We start from the raw sequence: 19,889 nt of genomic DNA on the forward strand, positions 1-19,889 counted from the left end.
GCGCAGGATCGCAGCGACACATCCAAGCCAGCATAGTATTCCATTCGAATTCTCCCTTGTTCACAGTTTGCCTGTGATCCTATCGGGAGCTCGACCTCAGTGCAGGGTCAGCCCAATTACGCATGCTCTGAGCCCGAAGTGACGGATGCTGCGCAACGATCGAATGTCGGTTATACGGTCGGCATGACTTTGACGGCACCTCGATCCATTAGCGTTGCTTCTGGCAAAGCGACCTTCCTGGAAGCTGGGTTGCAGAATGCTCGAACCGTCCTTTTGTTCCATGGTGGAGGTCTCGACTGTGCCAGCCTTTCGTGGCGTCTCTTGATGCCAGCGCTGTCACAGTCCTATCGTATCATTGCGCCGAATTGGCCCGGTTACGCAGGTACGACCGCATTCGGAAGACCATACACTATTGCGGATATCGGTCAGTGGTTGATGACGCTTTTGGACCACCTCGAAATTGAACGCGCATCAATGATCGGTGTCTCTATGGGGGGTGGCGCCTCACTTTGGTCGGCTCTAAATCATCCAGAACGTGTCGAAGCGATAGTGCCTATCGGGACGTATGGAATCGCTGATCGTGCTCCTCACCACCGTCTATCCTATGTGTTGACCAAGCTTCCGCTTAACGCGGTATCGTATGCGGTCATGCGACGATATCCGAGCATGCTCCGGCGCGCCCTTGAGGCGATCTTTGCAAACCCGGAAAAGGTGACGGATGAGATCATAGCCGAAGTTCAGGATGTGCTCGGGTCAGCAGGAAACGGTGCGCCTTTTACGAACTTCCAGCGTGGTGAGATGACTTCGGCCCGACTTCGTACGTCGTTCGGTTCGGAGCTATCTAAGGTGTCGTGCCCTAGCCTTTTCATCCACGGCAAAGAGGATTCGCTCGTCCCACTGAAAACCGTCGAGGCTGCCATTGGTTTAATGAAGAACGCCTCGCTCGAAGTTATGGATGCGGGACATTGGCCTATGCGCGAAGACCCCGAGACGTTCAACGAACTGGTCTTGGCGTTCTTGAGAGCCGTTAGATCCTAAGGCGGACACTCAGAACTTGAACGGATGACCGCTTTCGCTCCTCGATCAAGGGTGTTTGCGCAAGAAGCGGGTCGGTCGAACGGCACCGTCTGATTAGGTATCTCCCGACAGTTCATCAAACGGAGACCGGAATGCTTCTGGACGGAAAGGCGATCATCATTACTGGCGCAAGCAGCGGGATCGGGGCCGCCGCGGCGAAGATTTTCGCGGCGGAGGGTGCCAGACTAGTTCTAGGGGCGCGACGCACCGAACTGCTGGAGGAAATTGCGAACGAGATTTCTGCTAACGGTGGCGAAGCGAACTACGTGGCTGGTGACGTTGAGGAGAGCGGATACGCTGAAGCTTTGGTTGAACGTGCAGAAGGGCGTTTCGGTGGTCTTGATGGCGCGTTCAACAATGCTGGTGTGACAGGAGACTTGGGTCCAATCCCTGACATGGACGAAAACAACTGGCACAAAGTAATGTCAGTGAACCTCAGCAGCGGGTTCTACGCGGCCAAATATCAGATACCTGCCATGCGCAAGCGCGGTGGTGGCTCGATTGTCTTCACATCCTCCTTCGTCGGTCATACGATTGGTCTGCCCGGCATGGGGGCCTACGCTGCGGCAAAGGCGGGCCTGATCGGCATGACCCAGGTTTTGGCAGCTGAACATGGACCTGAGAACATCCGTGTGAACGCTCTCCTACCCGGAGGCACCATGACACCAATGGCTGGAGAGGATGCTGGCTTCCATGAGGTCGTGCGAGGCTTCCATGCGCTGAAGCGCATGGCTGAGCCGTCCGAGATCGCGCGAGCGGCTCTGTTCCTTCTGTCCGATCATGCGTCTTTCGTGACCGGGAGCGCAATGATCGCGGATGGCGGAAACTCGATCAACAAACTCTAAGAACAGGAATCGGACGTTGGCCAATCGAGTGTCTGGGCCCGCTTTGTCCAGCTCACCGGACATAATCCCCCTGAAAGAACCTACGGACCAAAAACGGTGGTTTCCGCCGGTGACAGAAACGGTTGGGTTTTGGCACTTCTTGCAGTGCGGAGAAGGTCTGGAAAGGGCCCTTACTTCTGATTGCTGCGGTGCAAAAATTGGTGCCCGGTGACGCTACTGACATATCTTGGCCGAAGCACGTGCTACCTTTGAAGAAGGCTTGTGTGGGTGAGCAATAATGAGCGGCATCGAAAACTATGAATCTCAATCAGGAAACCTCATTCCTGTCTTTCGCATGGAGATAAATACACGACCGGATGATGCCGAACGATTGTTGGACGCAATCTTCCAGGTTCATCCGCTTGCCGTCGGCGCTTACGAGCGGAATGCGACCGTAACTGCTCAGGGGGCGGAGACAGGAAGACCTGGAGAACAGACGGTTACGCGCATTCACAACGCAGACTTTGAGGCGGATGGCACTGAGGTTTATCCTTCAGTCGAGTTGAAGGTGTCTTTCGAGCGCGACGTACACTTACTCCGGAAGATCATGGAAGCCGTTCTCCACACCCACCAATACGAGGAGCCAATCATCCACGTCCGCGAGGAATGGGCCAGTCGCGCAAATTACATGCCAAGGAACGTTAATCCGAACCGTTGGTGGAACGATGGGCGCGGCACTCCCGAGATGGTTTCACTCGACCAAAGCCGTAGATAGCTAGTCATCCCCAATGGCTGCTCAGTCCCGCAGTCCGTGAGTTCGAGCGGCCACCCGGCTTTGCTCGTGCAGCGAACGGCGGCAATGTGGGCTGCGACCGCAGAATGGCAGCACCGTGTCGGGTGACCGCTTTGGGCCGTTCTATCCGAGCTCGTTGATTGCCTTGGCGAGCTCGTAGAGCGCCTTCTTAACTCCATAGTCCGGGATCGTGTCCACGGTCTTGGCGATGGTGAGCGCTGTGGTGCTGGTGGCAGACGCATGAGCGCCTTCTCCGTAGAACGACCCCACGGGAACACCGAGTGCTGTCGCACAGAGGCCGAGTTTCTCGGCCGAGATCTTGTTTTCGGCGGTCTCATACTTACGGATCTGCTGACTGCTGATCCCAAGGGCAGCGCCGAGATCCCCACGGGACCACCCCTTGAGCTTCCGCAGGGTCTGGAGGCGCTCTCCGATGCCCTGGCTGATCGCGTCGAGCTGCACCGATGTCGGAGAGGCCTCCGAGGCGGGGTTGAGGGCCTGTGGGCGGGTATGTTTCATCACTCTGCTTTCGGTCTGGTCTCCTGGTTGGGGGATGACGCGCCCGCCCATGCTGATCTGTCAGTGGGGAAGACAAAGGGCGCACACGCCACCCCGAAGCCAGAAGGGTAGCTAGGCCGCTCTTTGGCGTCGCGATGCGAGGGGTTGGCTCTTGCGGCCGATCTCATCGGTGATCTGGCGCAGCTGCTTCAGCGTGTCTTCCAGTTCTGCCGTGCTGAGGGACTTGAGATCGGTGGCAAATAGGTCGCGATGGTCTGCCGAGGCAATAATGTGTAAGTCAGTTTTCATAATGTTCATTCCCAATTACATGTTTAAAGTAATAATTGCAAAAATAACGCAAAATGAGTAATTCGTCAACAAATTAATTGCAATATATGCGACTACTTCGTATATTTATACCATAGTGAATATTTTATAAAGAGTAACTTTTGATTTAAGGAATTGCCATAAATGCTTTTGACCTCAGAGCAATGCCGGGCCGCCCGGATCTTTCTGGATTGGCGCGTCGAAGATCTGGTCGCGCGATCGGGCCTGACCCCGGATCAGGTCCGAAACTTCGAACATGGCCGCAGCCGGGCACTGCCGGTGGTGGAGGCCCTGCAGCGCACTTTGCAAAGCCATGGGATCCGGCTGACGGCCAATGGCGGTGTCGAGCTGGAGAAGGATCGGCTGGTCGTGATCGAGGGGAACGATTGCTATCTGCGGCTCTTGCAGGAAGCGATGCGGACCTTGAGCGCGGTTGAGACGCCCGAACTTCTGATCCTGTATGCCTCGGATCGCTCCTCGCCGCCCGAGGTGAATGCTCAGTATCGCCGGATGCGGGCCGCGGGCATCACCATGCGCCAGATCATCTCCAGCAACGATACCTATATCATGGGGCCGCTCGAGGAGTATCGGGCGATACCGGCCGCCTACTTCACCAATATCGTGACAGTGATCTACGGCGATAGCGTGGCTCAGGTGAACGGTGGAGAGACGCGGATCACCATCCAGCAGGATCCGGCCCTGGCCGAACGGGAGTGCCAGACCTTTCAGTACCTCTGGGATCGGGGAGACCAGCCAACCACAACAACAGCCCCGGAGCGATTTTAGATGACCAAAGCCTTTCCATCCCAGACCGGGCTCTACAAGATCAAGCCCAAATCGGAGCAGAGCAGCGACCGCTGGTCCGACTTCCAGACGGCCCGGCTACAGATCAGCGTGGGCCAACCCTATCATGAAGGCGAGAAATTCGCCGCGACGCTGGAGTGGTGCCGGCCCCGCTTCAAAGGCGTCGTGATCTGCGTGAACGATACCTTGCAGCGCTACAATGCCATGTTCGAGTTGGGTCTCTCGGACGACGTAGCACGGCAGCGGAGCGTCGCGGCGGGGAGCGATTGGATTGCGCGTAATCTGGGCTCTGTCACAGACGACCCGATCTTCGAGATCCGCCGCTGGAATGACTGGCTGGCCGATCCGGACTATCTCGAGACGCACAGAGCGATCCTGGCCCTGGACAAGACCAACCCGGACTTCGCTGCCGCGATCTCGGCAGATATCGAGCGGATCTGGGCCCGGCGCCATGCCAATGATCCCGAGGCCTATTCGATGTATCGCCGGGCTGCGTTTCAGGAGCTCTCGCGTGTCTACTTGCTGGAGGAGATCGCGGTCTTCTCGCTGATGTTCGCCCAGGAGACCGCGATCGATATCTATCCCGGCAGCGCGCTCTTTGCCGCGCAGGTGTTTCAGGGGCGCAAGGTCGCGGGTGCGCCCGCCGGGCTCGGTCGGGGGCATTTCTGCCGGATCGATTTCGGGCGCAATCGATGGGGGCCGGATCTGAAGATCGCCTGACGGCTCTTTTCCCCGCAATTGCAACCGGGATGTGACGCGTCGGTTGCAATACCGTCCCGGTCAGATCGTCCAGGTTTCAATTCGGGTGGTTTTTTTGTTTCGCGCTGTCCGGATATGCCATCCTGAGTTCGGGACATGGAACTTTCCCCCGACGGTCGCCAAAGGACATCGCGACAGGACAAGCAGCCGTCTTCCATTTCCATGTCTCCGCACGCGATGTTCGGCAGGGAGAGATGCCAAGTGCGCCAGGTGCTCCTGTCTCTTCTCCTTCACGACGATCAGAGATCGATCCGCACTTGGCCTTCGCGTCTGGGCGATCCGATCCGGGAAGCGAGTACAGGAGCGCCGCTTGGGTCCCTGCGGCAAAAACAGGCTATCGTTAACCACGTATTAGGTCGACGCCGACTATCTTATCCCTCGCCGCGACTCTGCTTCCTCCTTCCTTCCCGCGGTGTTGAACCGTCCTGTCCCTTGGGCGGTCTAGGTCGTTCCCGGGTGATCGCCTCCATACAATGCATCACCTGGGAACGGCATTTCAGCAGAGCTGCAGCTGCTATTTGATCAGATATGCATCGAGGGTCTTGCCGTCGGCCAGCGCGTCCTTGATCCATTTCGGCTGGCGCCCACGGCCGGACCAGGTCACTTCCGGGTTCTCCGGATGTCGATATTTAGGCGCTGCAGACGTCCTGGGCTTGGCCGTCTTCTTATTCGACGATCCCCCCATCAATTCGTCCAGCGAGAACCCATGCTCCTTTGCGGCAGCCTGAATGGCGGCGAGCGCGTCATCCCGCTGACGTTTCTCGAAACTGGTAATCGCCTGCGCGACCTCTTTCTGAAGATCTTTCAACTCGTCGAGCGAAAGCTTATCGATTTTGATCTTTGCCACTGATCCTGCTCCTGTTTTGGCGCCGAAGAGCGCTTTGCGTGGTTGGCTTAATAGGCGAGGTCCAATCGCAAAACCAGAGCGACCTGGGATTTAAGGTCTTCCGGTTATTTGCGCGTGCTCTGAGCGGCCCAAGCTTGGCGCGTATCGGCTTTGGACAGATGGGTCCTGATCAATTCTGTTGGGTGCCGACGGTCATTGCTCCAATTGCCCGTCCATTCGCGGTGCGGAGAACGATCCTTTTCAGAATAGCAGATTGCAGAGACGTGTTCGAGCCTTTGCCAAGTCCGAGTGGGAACCGGCCAATCGTCTTACGACCCGTCATCAGATCCCGTTGCTCAAAGACCAAAGCGTCGGCTGTGCTCTCTTCCGGGCGGTCTATCGTGCCAAAGCCGTCTCTTCCGGTTCGGGTCTTGCGCATTCGTGACGCCACAAGTCCTAACCGAGGCCGGCTGGCTTTCCATGTCCGGCCCGCGCCAGGCCCGCTCCGCGGTCCCCGTGTTGGACAGGACATCTGCACCTCTGGCCCTCGGTTTCCAGGACAGGCGTAACGCGCCAACCCCAAACGAAAGGAGACCAACATGGCACATGTTCAACCAACCCCTCAACAGACCAACAGCCCCGAGCTCTATGCCTGGAGCGTCACAGGACCCGATCACAAGTCCCACTGGACCAAGATCGGTGCCGCCTGGACCCATAGAGACGGCAAAGGGTTCAACATCACCCTCGATGCGCTGCCCGTGAACGGCAAGATCGTCCTCAGAGAACCGCTGGAGGACGAGGAGGACCAAGACCAAGACCCATCGGGTCAAGAGACATCGCCTCAAGAGCCCCAGGCTCAGCCCGCCTAAGCGCCCGGCCGGGAGGCCTCGTCAGAGGCCTTCTGGCTTTACACCGACCAACCCAACTCCACTCTGATCCGCTCATTGACCAATGCAAGCGTAGCCCATTCCCGAGCTCCGTCCGTACGATATTGCGCCTCCGCACTCACGCCCTTGGTCATGGCGGTTCCGATATCGGCGATAAACCCCGCCGGATCGCTCAGGTCCGCGGCGATCTTTTTCGCGCCGGTAACGGAGGCAATCTCAATCGCATCGAAGAGGACATGAAGGATCGTCTCCGTGCGGTAGGTTTGGCAGATTTCATGAGCGAGTGCGCCTTGCTGCGTGGTCGCAGAAAGACCATCAGGATTGGCCCCAATTCGCCTCCGGATCAAAGGCAGTTGGATCAGATGCCCGAGCAGCTGGAAGACACGCGCCGTCGTAGATGGATGGCTGCAATGCCCGCCCGCAACGCGGCAATCGGCCCGATCGATCAGAACCATCACGCCGAAGATCGCCGCCGCACGAAGTCTCAATTCGGCTGGGTCATGATTCTCGCCGTCGCCCAGGACATAGTCTATTGCTTCATGATCCGCTTGAAGTTCGAGACAAGGCCGGACGAGAGAGTGGTCTGTGTCGGTCACGGTGTTGAAATATGCGTTTGGAGCGGGCGTGCGACAAACGAGACCGAAGCGACGGATCTCATGACGTGCTCGGTCCCCGCGCTGACCTGCGACACGAAAGTGGTCCATCTCGTAGTGACAGAGTTCATGCAGGATCAGCCAAATGAGAGACGTGCGTAAGATATCGTCTTTTTGCATGGTTGGTCTCCGCCCATCCGTCTCTGTGAAAAGATAGCCTCTGTCCAAGCCAGCCTGCCAAAGATGATCCAATTGCAGAACAACGCCATGGGCAATGCTCAAGCGAACACCCTCTCGCGTCTGGACGATCTCCGCCCAGAAGGTCCTATCGTTTGCAACCACTAAGTCCACTGAGACTGGAAACGGCTTTCCTACCATATCCTTGATTTGCGCAAGAGCACCGTCGCAGGCCTCCATGAGGCGCCTCTTACAGGTACGATAGGACAAGCCAGTAATTGTCATGTCATTCAGAACCGCCATAAAGATAAGGTAGATTTCAAACGACGGATGTGAACCGCCCTTCGCCTCCTACGCGTTATGCATCCCCAGCCAAATGCCGAGGAGCGATATCGCTAAGGCCAAGCACAGGCTGAGTGTGTCGTAGCGATGGCCCTCGATTATCATAGCCGCAATCAAAGGCGCCCACATTCCAAGGACGAGGAAACTAACCCCAGCAACGATTGGGTTCTGAAACGCATAGGCAGCAAGGAGATTGCCGATCCCGGGCAATGGGAGAATGACAATCAGCATCCTCTGCCACCATTGAGGGAACGCCTCGTAGAAAGAAGCAAAGGTGTCCTTGCCAATATACCCGCCTATGACGAGTGTCGCGCTTTGAAAGAGTGCGATCGCAAGGGCCACCGCGCCGATCGTTATGAGATTGCTAACCATATCCCCACCTCATGGTTCGTGCTGAAGTGAATGGCGGCAGCGTGAGCTGCCGCCATCCAGGCTCTTTAGTTGCCGTTCTTCCCGTCGATGACGGCACTATCGACCGCCTCCTTTTGCTTGGAGGGCATAGAGTCGGTCGGGACGTCGCCGCCCCGACGGCCAACGGCCTTGCAGTGGTCGTACTGCTCTTGGGTCAGGTATTCATTCCTTGCCATGACGCATCTCCTTTTTTGCCTTGCGTGAACCACCTCTACCCTTGCGGATGTCCACGAGATCAGACATGTTTGTCCATATTTCGGACAACCGCGCGGGGAAGATCATGCACATCAGCTTGACGGATGCAGAGCGTCTCTTGGAGTTTCTCAGGGAGCGGAGAAATCAGAGAAGTGGCTTGAGCCAACTAAGCGACGATCTCGAGGAAGCTTCTTCGAAAGGCAAGACCGCCATAGTTCCTGTTTGTGAAAGGACTCTTCGAAGGATAAGCAACAAGACCGCCGAAGAGATTTACCACGGACAACTGAAGACCCCCAAATCAGTTCTGTCTTTCATGAACCGCCAAGGGCGTGTTAGCCCCGAAAACATCAAGGATGCCCTTACGGCAGCATCAGATTTTGTTTGGACAGGAAAAAACAAGTATAACGACCTTCACCTAAAGAGGCTATGCGGAAGATACTTTATGTATCGACGATTTTGGCTTGAGAACGATCCAAATCTCTTCATGAGGAGCCTGGTCACGGTTCGTTTTAACTCTGTGTTGAGCCGTTACCAAATTCGCGAGTTTCAGAATTGGCCGAAACTCGAAATCAGAGAACTTTCGCGTGGAGTGCTGTTCCCAACTGGAGAGTCAATCATCTCAGTGTGTAATTCACTTCAAAAAACGACGGTTAAATTTCTATCCATAAGTAACCTCGATTTAGTCCACAAAACATCTCGGTCGCCAATACGCCGATTTTCGGGAAATGGAATAGCCTGTTCTGACGAGCCGCCCCATACTGGCTACGGCTTTCATTGCGAGAGAATTCCTCAGGCATCTATAGGAAATCCAAGTAACTCGATATCTAGGGTCTATACCTTCGACGAGCTAAAGAGAAATAAATTTGAAGCATTGAGTGGAATACTGTATTATGAGAACAATAAGAACGTTAATATTACGCCAACAGAAGGATTTTTATGAAGTCAAACGTCGAACTAATCGAGGAAATCAAAGGGTACATTGACAATAGTGATGCTGAAAAAATCGCTATCGCTCTAAAGGGTATTATAGAACAACTTCCTTATATTCAAACCGAGTTGATGGAACACGCTTATTCAGCTTACGAAGATGGTGGTGACACGGGCGCCATTCTTTCTCTCGTGGAAAGCGGGTGCCTCCCCTTTTTTCACACGGACGCATGTGATGCAGTGGTACAGAGCTTTAAGCCCTTTTCAATCTTGAACCAGAAATGGGCTCACGCAGAGATGCCATCGGAAAGCTTTGCAAGGCTGTTAGATCAGCTCTTCACAAACTACTTTCCACAGCACAAAACCATGTTTGAAGGGCAATCAAGGCAAGCCGATCTACAGATCACAGAGAACGAAGGAACATGGGAGGAAGTTCGGATCAGGTTGAGCAAACCGAAAGCGTACCGTGCTTTTATTCAGAATACGTTGTAGCTAAAACTTGGATACTAGCCGTTACGGAGAAAGGGCTCTTTAAGATCGTCCTTCTGATCGATGGCGATGTAGCTCTATATCACCCTGCTGCATCGCCCCGGGAAGCGATGCGGACGAGAATATTTTCCTCAGTTGCTGATCATGTAATCTGTTTAACAAAGGCGGCCCTCTTGATATGCATGGCCAAGCCAATGTCGGCCAAATGGCTGCGCATGCCTCCTTTCTGGCTCCACCCTGACGCGCTGCCGAAGCAAGTCTCAGCACCCCGGCCTATCCCTTAGAATGTCCGCAAGCATCTTTGGCAAATCAAGTGCGAAGACCGCGTGTCGGCGGCTAAGGCGAGGTCGGTGACTAGTGTCTGGTTTTGGTGATGAGGGTGTTGGCGAGGATCGCGAGCTTCCGCATCAGGGCCATCAGGGCAACCTTGGGATGCTTGCCGAGGCGAATGATCTTTCGATCGTGTCGACCCAGAGGCCCGTCGCGGCTCGTCGCGCTGACAGCGTACATGTAGAGCACCTTGCGCCCGCCGCGGATCATCCGGTTCCCTTGCCGCGCACCTCTGTCCTAGCTCATCCGAGCTACACCGACGAGGGCAGCGACCTGTTTGGCGTTCAGTCGCCCCAGTTCAGGAAGATCCGCGATCAGCGCCATCGCCGTGACCGCCCCGACATTGGGAATGCTCGTGAAGATATCGAACTTGGCGCGCAACACCGCATCGGTCTGGATGAGGGCCTTGGCCTCCCGCTCCAGCTCGGCCTTGTGGCGTTCGGCCTTCTTGAGGCGCGCCCGCATCTGACGCGCGGCCAGGGCGTGCTCCGTGTTGTAGAGTTGGCGCTTGAGATCCCCGATCTCCCGGGACAGCTGTGGCCGCAGCTGTGGGCGAGCGCTTCATCCTCTGCGCAAAGCAGGCGAGCGTCTGCGCATCGACTTGGTCGGTCTTTGCGAGACGCCCCAGGCTGTCGGTGAACTGGCAACGGCAGAATGGCCTGATGACCGCTTCTAAAACCGAGGGGTGAGGAGCGCTTTCTCTAGCCGCTTGGTACGGTATATGCGAAAGGTATAGCGGCCCTTGCGGCGCATCATGACCAACCATGGGGCAAGCTGAGAGGTCGCAATTGACCCCGTTCTGACCCCACCCTGACGCGCTGCCGAAGCCTCTGCCAGCACCCAGACTGGTCCCTTAGTATGTCCGCAAGATGTGTACGGCAGTGCCGTACCATCTTGGCAGGGGGGCCGCTCCGACATGTTCCATGTCTGCGCTCTCCCCCGTGCACCCCCTCCGCCATGGCTCCGCCCGGGCCTTGAGCCCCACCGGATCCAGCTGCCCGTATCGCCGGTCAATCCCTCGCGGGGAGACAGCCCTCTCCCCAGCCCCCATGGCCCAGGGGCGGCACGCCCCTTGGATCCCCGCGCATCGGGCGGACGATGCATCCCCGCTTGAGGGCGCCGCCGTGCTCCCCCAAGACCCCCATGGCCCTGCCCGGGAGGCCAAGCGTCCGCCGCCTGGACCTCGCCAGCGGAGCGCCGCTGGACCCGATTGAAGACCCAGGAGCGCCATAAGCGAAGGGAGCCCGGAGGCTCCCTTCAAGACGGTTATACCAACCGAGGATCGAACGATTAGCCCGAGCCTTAGCTGGTCTTGGTCTGATTGTACGACGCCATGCGCGTCTGGAACGATGTCTGGCTTTCGCCCGGTTGCTGGGGGGAGGGCTGCAGTCCGTTCCGGGCTTCATCTTGCCCCTGTCTCATCGACCCGGCCTGGGTGTTCTGCCCGTTATTCTTGTAGGGATCGTTTGTGTTGGTCATCGATGCGCTCCTTTCATGCTGCGCGGTTGGGAAAGCGGTGCGGGCGATCGGGTGAACCGCCCGGTGATCTCATTCGAAGACGGCGAGGCCAGCCGCGACCATCCAGGCCCCGATATCCTGACCACCGGTCGAGCAGCGACCCTCCCAACGGTTGGAGGCGCGGGAACTGATCTGGCAGATTGCCGTGCGGCCGCCCAGCTCCCGTTCGATACGGGCGAGACCCGCCCGGGCCTGATCGATCGGAAGCTGGCGGTTATCGATATTGGTCAGGCGGATGCGCTGACCGCCCACAAGGATGGAATCCAGATCTTCCGCATCGCCGATCGAGGGATCAGCGTATGGGGCGATGGCGCCTGTGAAGGGTTCCGGTTCCGCGCAGGCCGTAAGCAAGGCCAGCAGGCCCACCATGGCCACGGCTTTGGATCGAAGGGGAAAAGGCATCTGTCCGTCTCGTCTTGTCGAGCGGCCCGGAGGGATCCCGGTGAGTGGATCAAAAGGGGTCCCTTTTGATTAGGTATCACAGGAGAGGCCCGGCTGCATGCACATGTAGGCAAATCAGGCGGATAGCAGCGCAGTCCGGGGCTCGAAACACAGCAACCACGCGGCCTTCAAAAGGGACCCCTTTTGTAAAGGAGCACGTGCCGTGAAATCCGCTGCGAGACAGACCCAAATCGGCTATCCTATTGCTATGACGACAGAGTTTCTTGGAGGACCTTCACGAAGTTGCCGAGGCCGCAGGATCGGTTATGTCCGGGTCTCGGACAAAGACCAGACCGAGGCTTTGCAGATCGACGCGCTGCGACAGGCAGGCTGCACCGTAATCTATGGCGATCACGGCGTCTCAGGCGCGATCACCACGCGCAGAGGGCTCGCCGATCTGATCGACAGCCTCCGCTCGGGCGACACACTTGTTGTTTGGAAGCTCGACCGGCTGGGCCGCTCCACGATCCATCTCCTCCAGCTTCTGGCCGATCTCCGAGCGCGCAAGATCGATTTCATCGCGCTCACTCAGGGCATCGATACGACCACCGCGGTGGGCCGGATGCTCTGTGGCCAACTCGCCGTCTTCGCCGAGTTCGAACGGGATCTGATCAGCGACCGCACCAAGGCGGGCATGGCCGCCGCCAAGCGCCGCGGAAAGCATGTGGGACGGCCGAAGGCACTGACGGAGGGGCAGATCCGGCGGGCCAGGCGGCAGATCGACCGCAAGGGGGCCAGTGTGAGACAGCTGGCCTCCAGACTCAAGGTCACGCCCCAGACGCTTGCGCGGGCCATCAAACGGATACGGGCGCATTAGATGGTGTCTTCTGGCAAGCGCCGTCCTTGATGCGAGACCCGATGGCCACCTATACGAAGACGAAATGGTCCTCGGTAAGATCAGCCGTTGAGATGCCCGTCAGAGTGATGGAATCCGTAGTGCCGTAGGTGATCTGCGCGCCATTCACGCTGTCTGTAACAACGAGATCGCTGAAATCCAGACCGGCTATGGTGAACTCTATTTTATCCTCATCCTTTTCGAAGTCGGTAATCGTGTCTGTCCCGTCGTTCATCGAAAACACAAACACATCGGCGTAAGTTCCGTAGGTCCCACCTGTCAGAGTATCCGATCCGGCTCCGCCAATTATGCGGTCGCTACCGCGATCCCCCTGAAGGATATCATTCCCGGTCCCGCCATCCAAGATGTCATCGGCGCGGCCGCCAAAGAGCTGGTCATTTCCATCCTCACCATAGAGCTGATCTCCGTAGCTTTGACGATTGCTATCGGGCGTAACATCTTGCCCTGATCTCAGCTCATCATCTCCGGAGCCGCCGTAGAGAATATCGACATCCGCCGTTCCTTTATCGTTGCCGCCATCCAGAACATCGTTGCCGGCATCACCGTGTAGAACATCGCTGCCATTTGACCCGTGGATCTGATCATTTCCGGCACCGCCGCGGGCGATGTCTTCACCATGTTCGTTGGCGCCTGATGCCGCGGTATAGATAATGTCGTTTCCGGTGCCGCCTTCGATCGTATCGTTTCCGGCTCCCCCCATAATGACATCGTCGCCACCATGGCCGTAGATGACGTCGTCTCCGCCGCGCGCCTTAATGACATCGTCGGTTTCGAGACCGACGAGGAGGTTCGCGCTGCTGTCCCCATCGATCTGACTTCCAAGAAACTCGGAGATCTTGGCGACAGACCCACCCGCAAACTCCACCTTTTCGACATCCGTATTCCGAAAATCGACGAGAGTGAGCGTGCCACTACCCGCCACATCCACCAGCAGGTCATCTCCAGAAAAGGTAAAGGTCACTTCGTCAAAATCGATGCCTTCGCCAAAGATGAGGCGATCACCACCTCCGTCTTCGATGATCGTATCGTTCCCGTCGCCATATCGATAGATATAGCGATCATCACCCTGACCTCCATCGATGACATCGTCACCTGCACCGCCGGTCAGCGTGTCATGGTCGAGGCCGCCCGTGAGCATGTCGTCACCGTGACCGCCTTCGATGGTGTCCTTTCCACCGGCACCGTCGATGACGTCATTCCCGTCATGGCCAATCATGGTGTCCCGCCCAGAGGTTCCAGTAACTGAGATGTCGCCGAATACCGCCGCTGTCAATCGTGTGCCGTCGGCAAATTCGAGGGTTTCGATGCGGGAGGCCACTTCGTCGCGGACCGTGATGACCGATCCGTCGGGCAACAGGATACGGGCATCCATGCCGACTCTCTCGAACACCAAAGTGGCGGCATCGATGCCGGCGCCAAAAACGAGGCGGTCGGATCCGGAAGTCTCTTCCAGAATATCGTTGCCGTCGCCCAGGTTGTAGATGAAGCTGTCATCTCCGGTTCCGCCTTGTAGCGTATCATTGCCGGTACCGCCGATGAGGGTGTCGTTTCCGCCACCGCCATCGATCTGATCGTTTTCTGCTTCGCCGATGATGTTGTCGCGATAGTCGAGGCCCGAGAGCGTCTCGCCGGTCTCGGTTCCCAAAAGAACGGTCTGCATGGCGATATCGCCCCGCGTCCAGACGATCCCGTCACTGAACTCGATCGCTTCGATGCCCTGATACTCGTCGATGGAGTAATTCTGGTCCCGGATGGCGATGATCTCACCGGTATCCAAGATGGTAACTCGCAGACCGTCGGACCCGTTGTCTCGCCAAAGCGAGACCTCCGTCGAGGCCACGTTGGTCAGACGAAGCGTATCGATCTCTGTCGTCGACGTGGCAATTTCGTCGATTGTGTCATTGCCGTCGCCGATCGACCAAACATAGGTATCGCCAGCTTCACCTCCTAAGAGGGTGTCGTTGCCTGCGCCACCGACGAGGACATCCTCACCGAGGCCGCCATTCAGCGTATCATCGCCTTGAAGGCCGTAGAGATTATCTCGGTAATCAAGGCCATTGAGCGTGTTATTGCCTTGATCGCCACTGACGGTGGTGTGTTCCAAGATATCCTTGAGCGTCCAGACCGTGCCATCCGCAAATTCAATTCGCTCGATCCCTTCGCCGGATGTCAGCGATGCGAACCGATCAAAGACGTTAATAGTCTCCCCGGTCTGTACGATGGTGATAAGAAGACCGTCGCTTCCCCGATCTCTGGTAAGCGTGGCGCCATCGGAATCGACATCCGTGAGACGCAGAGTATCGACCTCAGTGATAGACGCATCGCTACTGTCCAGCCGATCGTAGATTTTGTCATTCCCGTCGCCGGTCGACCATATATATGTATCGTTGCCCGACCCGCCATGAAGCTCATCCGCTCCGGTGCCGCCCACGATCGTGTCGTCACCCTTCTTCCCTCTCAGGACATCGGCGCCGCCCAGACCGAAGATATTCTCTCCATAGCCACCTCCGTTAAAGGTATTGTTACTCCCGTCGCCCCGCCATTCCGCCCGGTCGAGAATATCTTCGAGAGACCATTTCGTTCCGTCGGCGAAGACGATCTCTTCGATCCCTCTCCCATTCCCGGTGGAGTCAAATTGGTTCAAGACCCTTATGCGCTCTCCGGTGCTATTGATCGTGATTTCCAGATGCTCCGAGCCCGTTCGGCGCAAGGAGACATCGGAGGTGCCGACATCGGTCAGCTCAAGCGTGTCTTTCACAAGCAGCGATGTGCTGCTGTCATCGATGGTGTCGTTGCCGTCTCCTTTTGACCAGATATAGAAATCGTTGTGAGAGCCACCGCGGAGCAGATCGTTTCCGACACCTCCGACAAGAATGTCGCTCGAGTCGCCACCATTTATCGTGGTTGCACCGCCACTCGTATCGACCAAGTGGTCCTGGCCTGACGTTCCATCGATCGTCGATCCAGAGCCGGTGCTGACTATAGGGACCGACCCGCCCAAACCATTGGAATACACGTGCCCTGTGATCTCGTGCTCGACACTCATGGCTAGAGACGCCAGGAACTGATCCCAATTTATATTTCCCGACGAGATGTGACCTGTCCAGGTCGCCAGTTCCTCGGCTGTCGGCGCCCGGTCGAGGGCATTTTGGAAGGCTTCTTCGACGAAGGTTGTGAGATTCGAAATGCCGTGCAGGCTCGACATCGGCACGCCCTGGATATCCAAGGATACATCCCTGAGCTTGTCGGCGATGTCTTCGAGCGTATCCGTTCCGTCGAGAAGAAGACTGGAAAGGTGAGCCAGTTCCTGCTCGGTCGCCGCCCGGTCGTAGACCACATCAACCACATTCTCGACCAATGACCGCGCATAGGCCTCGTCGAGACTGCGCTCGAAGACGGCTGGATTCATGATGACGTCGAAATTGTTGGTCGACATATGCCCATTGCCGACCATGAGGTGCTCGAGGGAATCCGCAAGGGTCTGCGCCAGATCTTCGCGCGTCAGAGCGCCATCATCGAGGCCGGTCAGGTGCGTATCGAGTTCCGTGAGGCTTGGTCCGCGCCCGAAGGTGTTCAGATACATCTGCGTGACGAATTCGGCGTCACTCATCGTGCCGTAACGTGTCGTGAACTCCGCCGACGTCATGAGTTCCGTCGTCAGTGAGGCGGCATCGAGTTGCCCGTCGACGATGTGATCGATCAGAACCTCGATCTCTGTGAAATCGAGATCCCGATCCAGGACGGTATCGTAGAGGCGGGCAGCCTCGTCCAAGAGCCGATCCTTAGCCGTGGCATCCAAGCGAACGCTGGCTGTGACCGTCTCGGTCGCACCAAGATCGGTCAGGATGATTTCGCTCTTCGTCCAGGTCTCCATCCCGAGATGATCGAAGCTGTGCTCGACGACGATATGGCCGGCGCCGTCTACGCCATTGTCCCAGGTATAGCTGCCGTTATCGACGGCAGATCGGGTGATCGTCTGCAGGTTGCCTGCGCGCAAGACAGTCGTCTCTAGCCCATCGGCAGACGTGGTCGTGATGAAGGTCGTTCCCGGCATGCCGCCTTCATTGAAGGACTGCACGGTTTCAACCACTTGGCCATCGGCACGGATCACAGTCTCCGTGATTTTGTCAGCGACGCCGTTCCCATCATAATCATCCGTCCGAACGATAGTGCGCCCATCTGCGCTCACGGTTTCGACGAAACACGACCGGAGATCGCCATCGGCATACCGGGTCTCGTCGATGGTCTCACGGCTTCCATCGGCATTGAAGGTTGTCTGCCAGGCATTTGTCCCGTCGATCTGCCCGTCGCCGTTCGTATCAAACGTCGTTGTGCCCGAAAGGCCATCGGCCGCTGAGACTTCGGTCTCGGCATAGGCCAATGTCCCATTGCCGAAGGTCTCGGTGAAGGTCGTGACCGCGCTCCCATCGAAGGTGAAGCTCGTGGTCGTGGTCCTGGTGATATCGACGGTCCCATCGGCATCCAGATCGAAGCTGGCGGAATGGGTCAGCCCGTTGGCCGCACTCTCGATCGTGATCTCGTTTTGAGATGTGCCATCGGCGGCCAGCTCCGTGTAAGCAGAGGTCGTGGTGCCGTCGAAATCAATCTCACCGACCATCTGATAGTCGACATCTCCGTCGCCGTCCTGATCGACGGACATGGTGCGGCTACGGCCATCGGCGCTGATGCTCTCGGTCTCCGAGCGCGAAAGGGCGCCGGTTTCGTCATACTCTCTGATGCTCGACGTCCAGGCGCTATCCGCCGATGTGACCTGCTCGATCTCGCGATCTGTGGTGTCATCGCCATTGTAGTCCACATCGCGCGACAGAGTGAGCCCGTCTCCGCTGGTCGTGGTTGTGATCTCGGCCGTGAGGTCGTCAGTCCCATCCACGCTGGTCTGGGTCAGGATGACGTCGCCATTTGCCGCGAAGGTGTTTGTGTCTTCCGTCTGGAAGTCAAAGACGCCGTCGCCATCAAGATCGAGGCGCGCGGTCATCGTCAGCCCGTCATCGCTGATGCTGTATTCTTCGAAGGCGCGCTGGATGTTGAGATAGTCGCGATGATCGATGGTCTGGGTGACGCTGCCGTCTTCATTGAGCGTCGTGACATCGGTGATGATCCGCTCTTCCTCGCCATCTCCGTTCCGGTCGATATGCCTGGTGCTGGTCAGACCATCGCCACTGACCGCGAGGATATCCGTCGAGAGGAGGGTTCCCGCCACGGAATACCACGACGTTGCCGACCGGACGGAGCCGTCATCGTTGAGCCGGGTTTCCGAGGCCATGTCGTCGGCGCCATTGCCATCGGAATCCGCGCTCGCCTGGGTCAACCGGCCATCTGAGCTGACCGTAGTGACACCGCTGGCCAAGAGAGACCCATCGGCGGCAAAAACTTGCTCCGAAAGACTCTCGCTTCCATCTTGATTGAGCACGCGCGCTACGCTCTCAGTCAAATCAAAGGCGCCGTCGCCGTTCCAGTCCGATCGCCGTGTGATCTCCAGACCATCATCGCTGATCGTCTCTTCAAAGGTCCGAAAGACAGAGCCATCCTGTCCCTCGGATGTGCTTACGGTCGTCACCGAGCCATCGGCATTCAGCGTGGTCAGCTCCGTGGTGGTGGTCTCAAAAACCCCATCCCCGTCGCGATCATCGTGCCGGTTGGTTTCCAAACCATCATCGCTGGTCTCGACACGGCTTTGGGCGTGCAAGCTACCATCGGTGGCTAGGTTTTGCGTCGTGGTCGTGACTGTCCCGTCATCCGCGATGATCCGGATGACGCTCTGATCGGTCAGACCATCCCCGTCGATATCGGTCAGGGTCGTCACCGACCGGCGATCGTCGCTGATCGTCACGATTTGCCGCTCGCGTACCTGACCGCCGGCATCCTCCAACGATGTCGTGGTGGTCGTGCTGCCATCGTCTTTGAGAACCATGTCGGACGTCGAAATCAGATCAAAGGCGCCATCCGCATCCTGATCGAGATGGGTGATTGTGGTGAGGCCGTCATCTGACACAACGGTCTCAGATCGGGATAGGACCTCCCCGTTCTCTGCGCGGGTTTCAACGGTCTCCGTTGTGCTCCCATTGGCATTTAGGACGGTGGTTGCAATCGCCTCTTGCTCAAAGGTTCCATCCCCGTCGGCATCTGTTTGCACAGTTGTGACAAGACCATCGTCGCTGACAGTGGTTGCCGACTGACTCCGCAAGGAACCGTCCGTGTTGTGCGCCTCTGAGAGAGCGCTCCGGCTCCCGTCGCTGTTCAGCGTAGTCGTTTGCGTCGTGACCGTTTCGAAAACTCCGTCGCCATCCAGATCCGTGCGGGTCGAGGAGCTCAATCCGTTCGCGCTGACATCGGTCTCCTGCACGGCGGCAACCGATCCATCCGCATGGAAGCCCGTCGCAACCGTACTCATGGACCCGTCCACCGCTTCTACAGTGTGGGTGACGATATCGACCGCACCGTCGCCATTCCGATCCTCGCGGACCTCCAGTGTCCGGCGATCTGCGCTTTCCATGAGGATCTGTTCGGAGAGCAGCGTGCCGTCTCCGGACGACACCGTAACGGTTCTCGTCGTGCTGCCATCGGGGTTGCGGACCAGCGTATCGACGGATCGTGTGTCGATGTCTCCATCTCCATCGACATCCGCTGTGACCGTCGTAGTCAGGCCATCGGCGGAAGACGTTTCGATGCGCTCCTCTCGAAGCGATCCGTCTTGGTTCCGCGTGGTGACTGTCCGCGTTGCAGACCCGTCCGGCGCAGTGACCGTGACATCGGAGAGCCGGGTATCGACATCACCGTCCCCATCCGCATCCATC

Annotated in this window: 20 protein-coding genes; 9 read left to right on the forward strand and 11 right to left on the reverse strand. The window is 57.5% G+C overall.

The window, feature by feature from the left end:
• Positions 1 to 138: 138 nt before the first annotated feature.
• The 3 genes from AADZ90_RS21800 to AADZ90_RS21810 all read left to right on the forward strand — a co-directional run bounded on the left by AADZ90_RS21800 (position 139) and on the right by AADZ90_RS21810 (position 2,676).
• Positions 139 to 1,038, forward strand: a complete 900-nt coding sequence (locus AADZ90_RS21800) for an alpha/beta fold hydrolase (protein ID WP_367312823.1) — start codon at positions 139 to 141, stop codon at positions 1,036 to 1,038.
• A gap of 131 nt (positions 1,039 to 1,169) precedes the next feature.
• On the forward strand, positions 1,170 to 1,922 hold the full coding sequence (locus AADZ90_RS21805; RefSeq protein WP_367312822.1) for an SDR family oxidoreductase: 753 nt from the start codon (positions 1,170 to 1,172) through the stop codon (positions 1,920 to 1,922).
• A gap of 277 nt (positions 1,923 to 2,199) precedes the next feature.
• Positions 2,200 to 2,676, forward strand: a complete 477-nt coding sequence (locus tag AADZ90_RS21810; RefSeq protein ID WP_367312821.1) for a hypothetical protein — start codon at positions 2,200 to 2,202, stop codon at positions 2,674 to 2,676.
• 141 nt (positions 2,677 to 2,817) lie between these two features.
• Here the strand turns inward: AADZ90_RS21810 and AADZ90_RS21815 are convergent, their stop codons facing one another.
• Together AADZ90_RS21815 and AADZ90_RS21820 are read right to left on the reverse strand one after the other, a co-directional pair.
• Positions 2,818 to 3,213, reverse strand: coding sequence for a helix-turn-helix domain-containing protein (locus tag AADZ90_RS21815; protein ID WP_367312820.1), 396 nt, complete (start codon positions 3,211 to 3,213; stop codon positions 2,818 to 2,820).
• A 111-nt stretch (positions 3,214 to 3,324) separates the two neighbouring features.
• Complete coding sequence (locus tag AADZ90_RS21820; RefSeq protein ID WP_411997152.1) at positions 3,325 to 3,501, reverse strand: hypothetical protein; 177 nt, start codon at positions 3,499 to 3,501, stop codon at positions 3,325 to 3,327.
• A 162-nt stretch (positions 3,502 to 3,663) separates the two neighbouring features.
• On the opposite strand from AADZ90_RS21820, the gene AADZ90_RS21825 reads away from it, so the two are divergent.
• Positions 3,664 to 4,305, forward strand: coding sequence for a hypothetical protein (locus tag AADZ90_RS21825; RefSeq protein WP_411997153.1), 642 nt, complete (start codon positions 3,664 to 3,666; stop codon positions 4,303 to 4,305).
• Positions 4,306 to 5,043 carry a tRNA-dependent cyclodipeptide synthase gene (locus AADZ90_RS21830; RefSeq protein ID WP_411997154.1) on the forward strand — a complete coding sequence of 246 codons (738 nt, stop codon included), beginning with the start codon at positions 4,306 to 4,308 and terminating at the stop codon, positions 5,041 to 5,043.
• 553 nt (positions 5,044 to 5,596) lie between these two features.
• Here AADZ90_RS21830 and AADZ90_RS21835 read toward each other — a convergent pair.
• The gene (locus tag AADZ90_RS21835; RefSeq protein ID WP_411997155.1) at positions 5,597 to 5,929 is read right to left on the reverse strand and encodes an H-NS histone family protein; all 333 of its coding nucleotides are present in this window, start codon (positions 5,927 to 5,929) and stop codon (positions 5,597 to 5,599) included.
• 578 nt (positions 5,930 to 6,507) lie between these two features.
• Between AADZ90_RS21835 and AADZ90_RS21840 the strand changes: the two genes are divergently transcribed.
• Positions 6,508 to 6,777 (forward strand): hypothetical protein, encoded by a 270-nt coding sequence (locus AADZ90_RS21840; RefSeq protein ID WP_367312831.1) that lies wholly within the window; start codon positions 6,508 to 6,510, stop codon positions 6,775 to 6,777.
• Between the two features lie 38 nt (positions 6,778 to 6,815).
• On the opposite strand, the gene AADZ90_RS21845 is transcribed toward AADZ90_RS21840, so the two are convergent.
• The 3 genes from AADZ90_RS21845 to AADZ90_RS21855 form a co-directional block, all read right to left on the reverse strand.
• Positions 6,816 to 7,568 carry a hypothetical protein gene (locus AADZ90_RS21845; RefSeq protein ID WP_411997156.1) on the reverse strand — a complete coding sequence of 251 codons (753 nt, stop codon included), beginning with the start codon at positions 7,566 to 7,568 and terminating at the stop codon, positions 6,816 to 6,818.
• A 348-nt stretch (positions 7,569 to 7,916) separates the two neighbouring features.
• Positions 7,917 to 8,279, reverse strand: coding sequence for a hypothetical protein (locus AADZ90_RS21850; protein WP_411997157.1), 363 nt, complete (start codon positions 8,277 to 8,279; stop codon positions 7,917 to 7,919).
• A gap of 65 nt (positions 8,280 to 8,344) precedes the next feature.
• Positions 8,345 to 8,494 (reverse strand): hypothetical protein, encoded by a 150-nt coding sequence (locus AADZ90_RS21855; RefSeq protein WP_367312827.1) that lies wholly within the window; start codon positions 8,492 to 8,494, stop codon positions 8,345 to 8,347.
• Between the two features lie 65 nt (positions 8,495 to 8,559).
• On the opposite strand from AADZ90_RS21855, the gene AADZ90_RS21860 reads away from it, so the two are divergent.
• Both AADZ90_RS21860 and AADZ90_RS21865 read left to right on the forward strand, forming a co-directional pair.
• On the forward strand, positions 8,560 to 9,453 hold the full coding sequence (locus tag AADZ90_RS21860) for a hypothetical protein (RefSeq protein WP_367312828.1): 894 nt from the start codon (positions 8,560 to 8,562) through the stop codon (positions 9,451 to 9,453).
• Positions 9,450 to 9,932 (forward strand): hypothetical protein, encoded by a 483-nt coding sequence (locus tag AADZ90_RS21865; RefSeq protein WP_367312829.1) that lies wholly within the window; start codon positions 9,450 to 9,452, stop codon positions 9,930 to 9,932. The genes AADZ90_RS21860 and AADZ90_RS21865 overlap by 4 nt, the downstream gene beginning before the upstream one ends.
• Positions 9,933 to 10,283: 351 nt before the next feature.
• Here AADZ90_RS21865 and AADZ90_RS21870 read toward each other — a convergent pair whose 3' ends face one another.
• From AADZ90_RS21870 to AADZ90_RS21885, 4 genes are all read right to left on the reverse strand, one after another.
• Positions 10,284 to 10,469, reverse strand: a complete 186-nt coding sequence (locus tag AADZ90_RS21870; protein ID WP_411997158.1) for a hypothetical protein — start codon at positions 10,467 to 10,469, stop codon at positions 10,284 to 10,286.
• Between the two features lie 27 nt (positions 10,470 to 10,496).
• On the reverse strand, positions 10,497 to 10,724 hold the full coding sequence (locus tag AADZ90_RS21875; protein ID WP_367312850.1) for a transposase: 228 nt from the start codon (positions 10,722 to 10,724) through the stop codon (positions 10,497 to 10,499).
• Between the two features lie 837 nt (positions 10,725 to 11,561).
• On the reverse strand, positions 11,562 to 11,738 hold the full coding sequence (locus AADZ90_RS21880) for a hypothetical protein (protein ID WP_367312842.1): 177 nt from the start codon (positions 11,736 to 11,738) through the stop codon (positions 11,562 to 11,564).
• 69 nt (positions 11,739 to 11,807) lie between these two features.
• Positions 11,808 to 12,179, reverse strand: coding sequence for a thermonuclease family protein (locus AADZ90_RS21885; protein WP_367312841.1), 372 nt, complete (start codon positions 12,177 to 12,179; stop codon positions 11,808 to 11,810).
• Positions 12,180 to 12,426: 247 nt separating this feature from the next.
• Between AADZ90_RS21885 and AADZ90_RS21890 the strand changes: the two genes are divergently transcribed.
• Complete coding sequence (locus AADZ90_RS21890) at positions 12,427 to 13,035, forward strand: recombinase family protein (RefSeq protein ID WP_411997164.1); 609 nt, start codon at positions 12,427 to 12,429, stop codon at positions 13,033 to 13,035.
• 49 nt (positions 13,036 to 13,084) lie between these two features.
• On the opposite strand, the gene AADZ90_RS21895 is transcribed toward AADZ90_RS21890, so the two are convergent.
• Complete coding sequence (locus AADZ90_RS21895; RefSeq protein ID WP_411997165.1) at positions 13,085 to 19,888, reverse strand: calcium-binding protein; 6,804 nt, start codon at positions 19,886 to 19,888, stop codon at positions 13,085 to 13,087.
• Between the last annotated feature and the right edge of the window lies 1 nt (position 19,889).

Origin of the sequence: Aestuariibius violaceus, assembly GCF_040779325.2 — a bacterium.
In the GTDB taxonomy this organism is placed as follows: Bacteria; Pseudomonadota; Alphaproteobacteria; order Rhodobacterales; family Rhodobacteraceae; genus Aestuariibius; species Aestuariibius violaceus.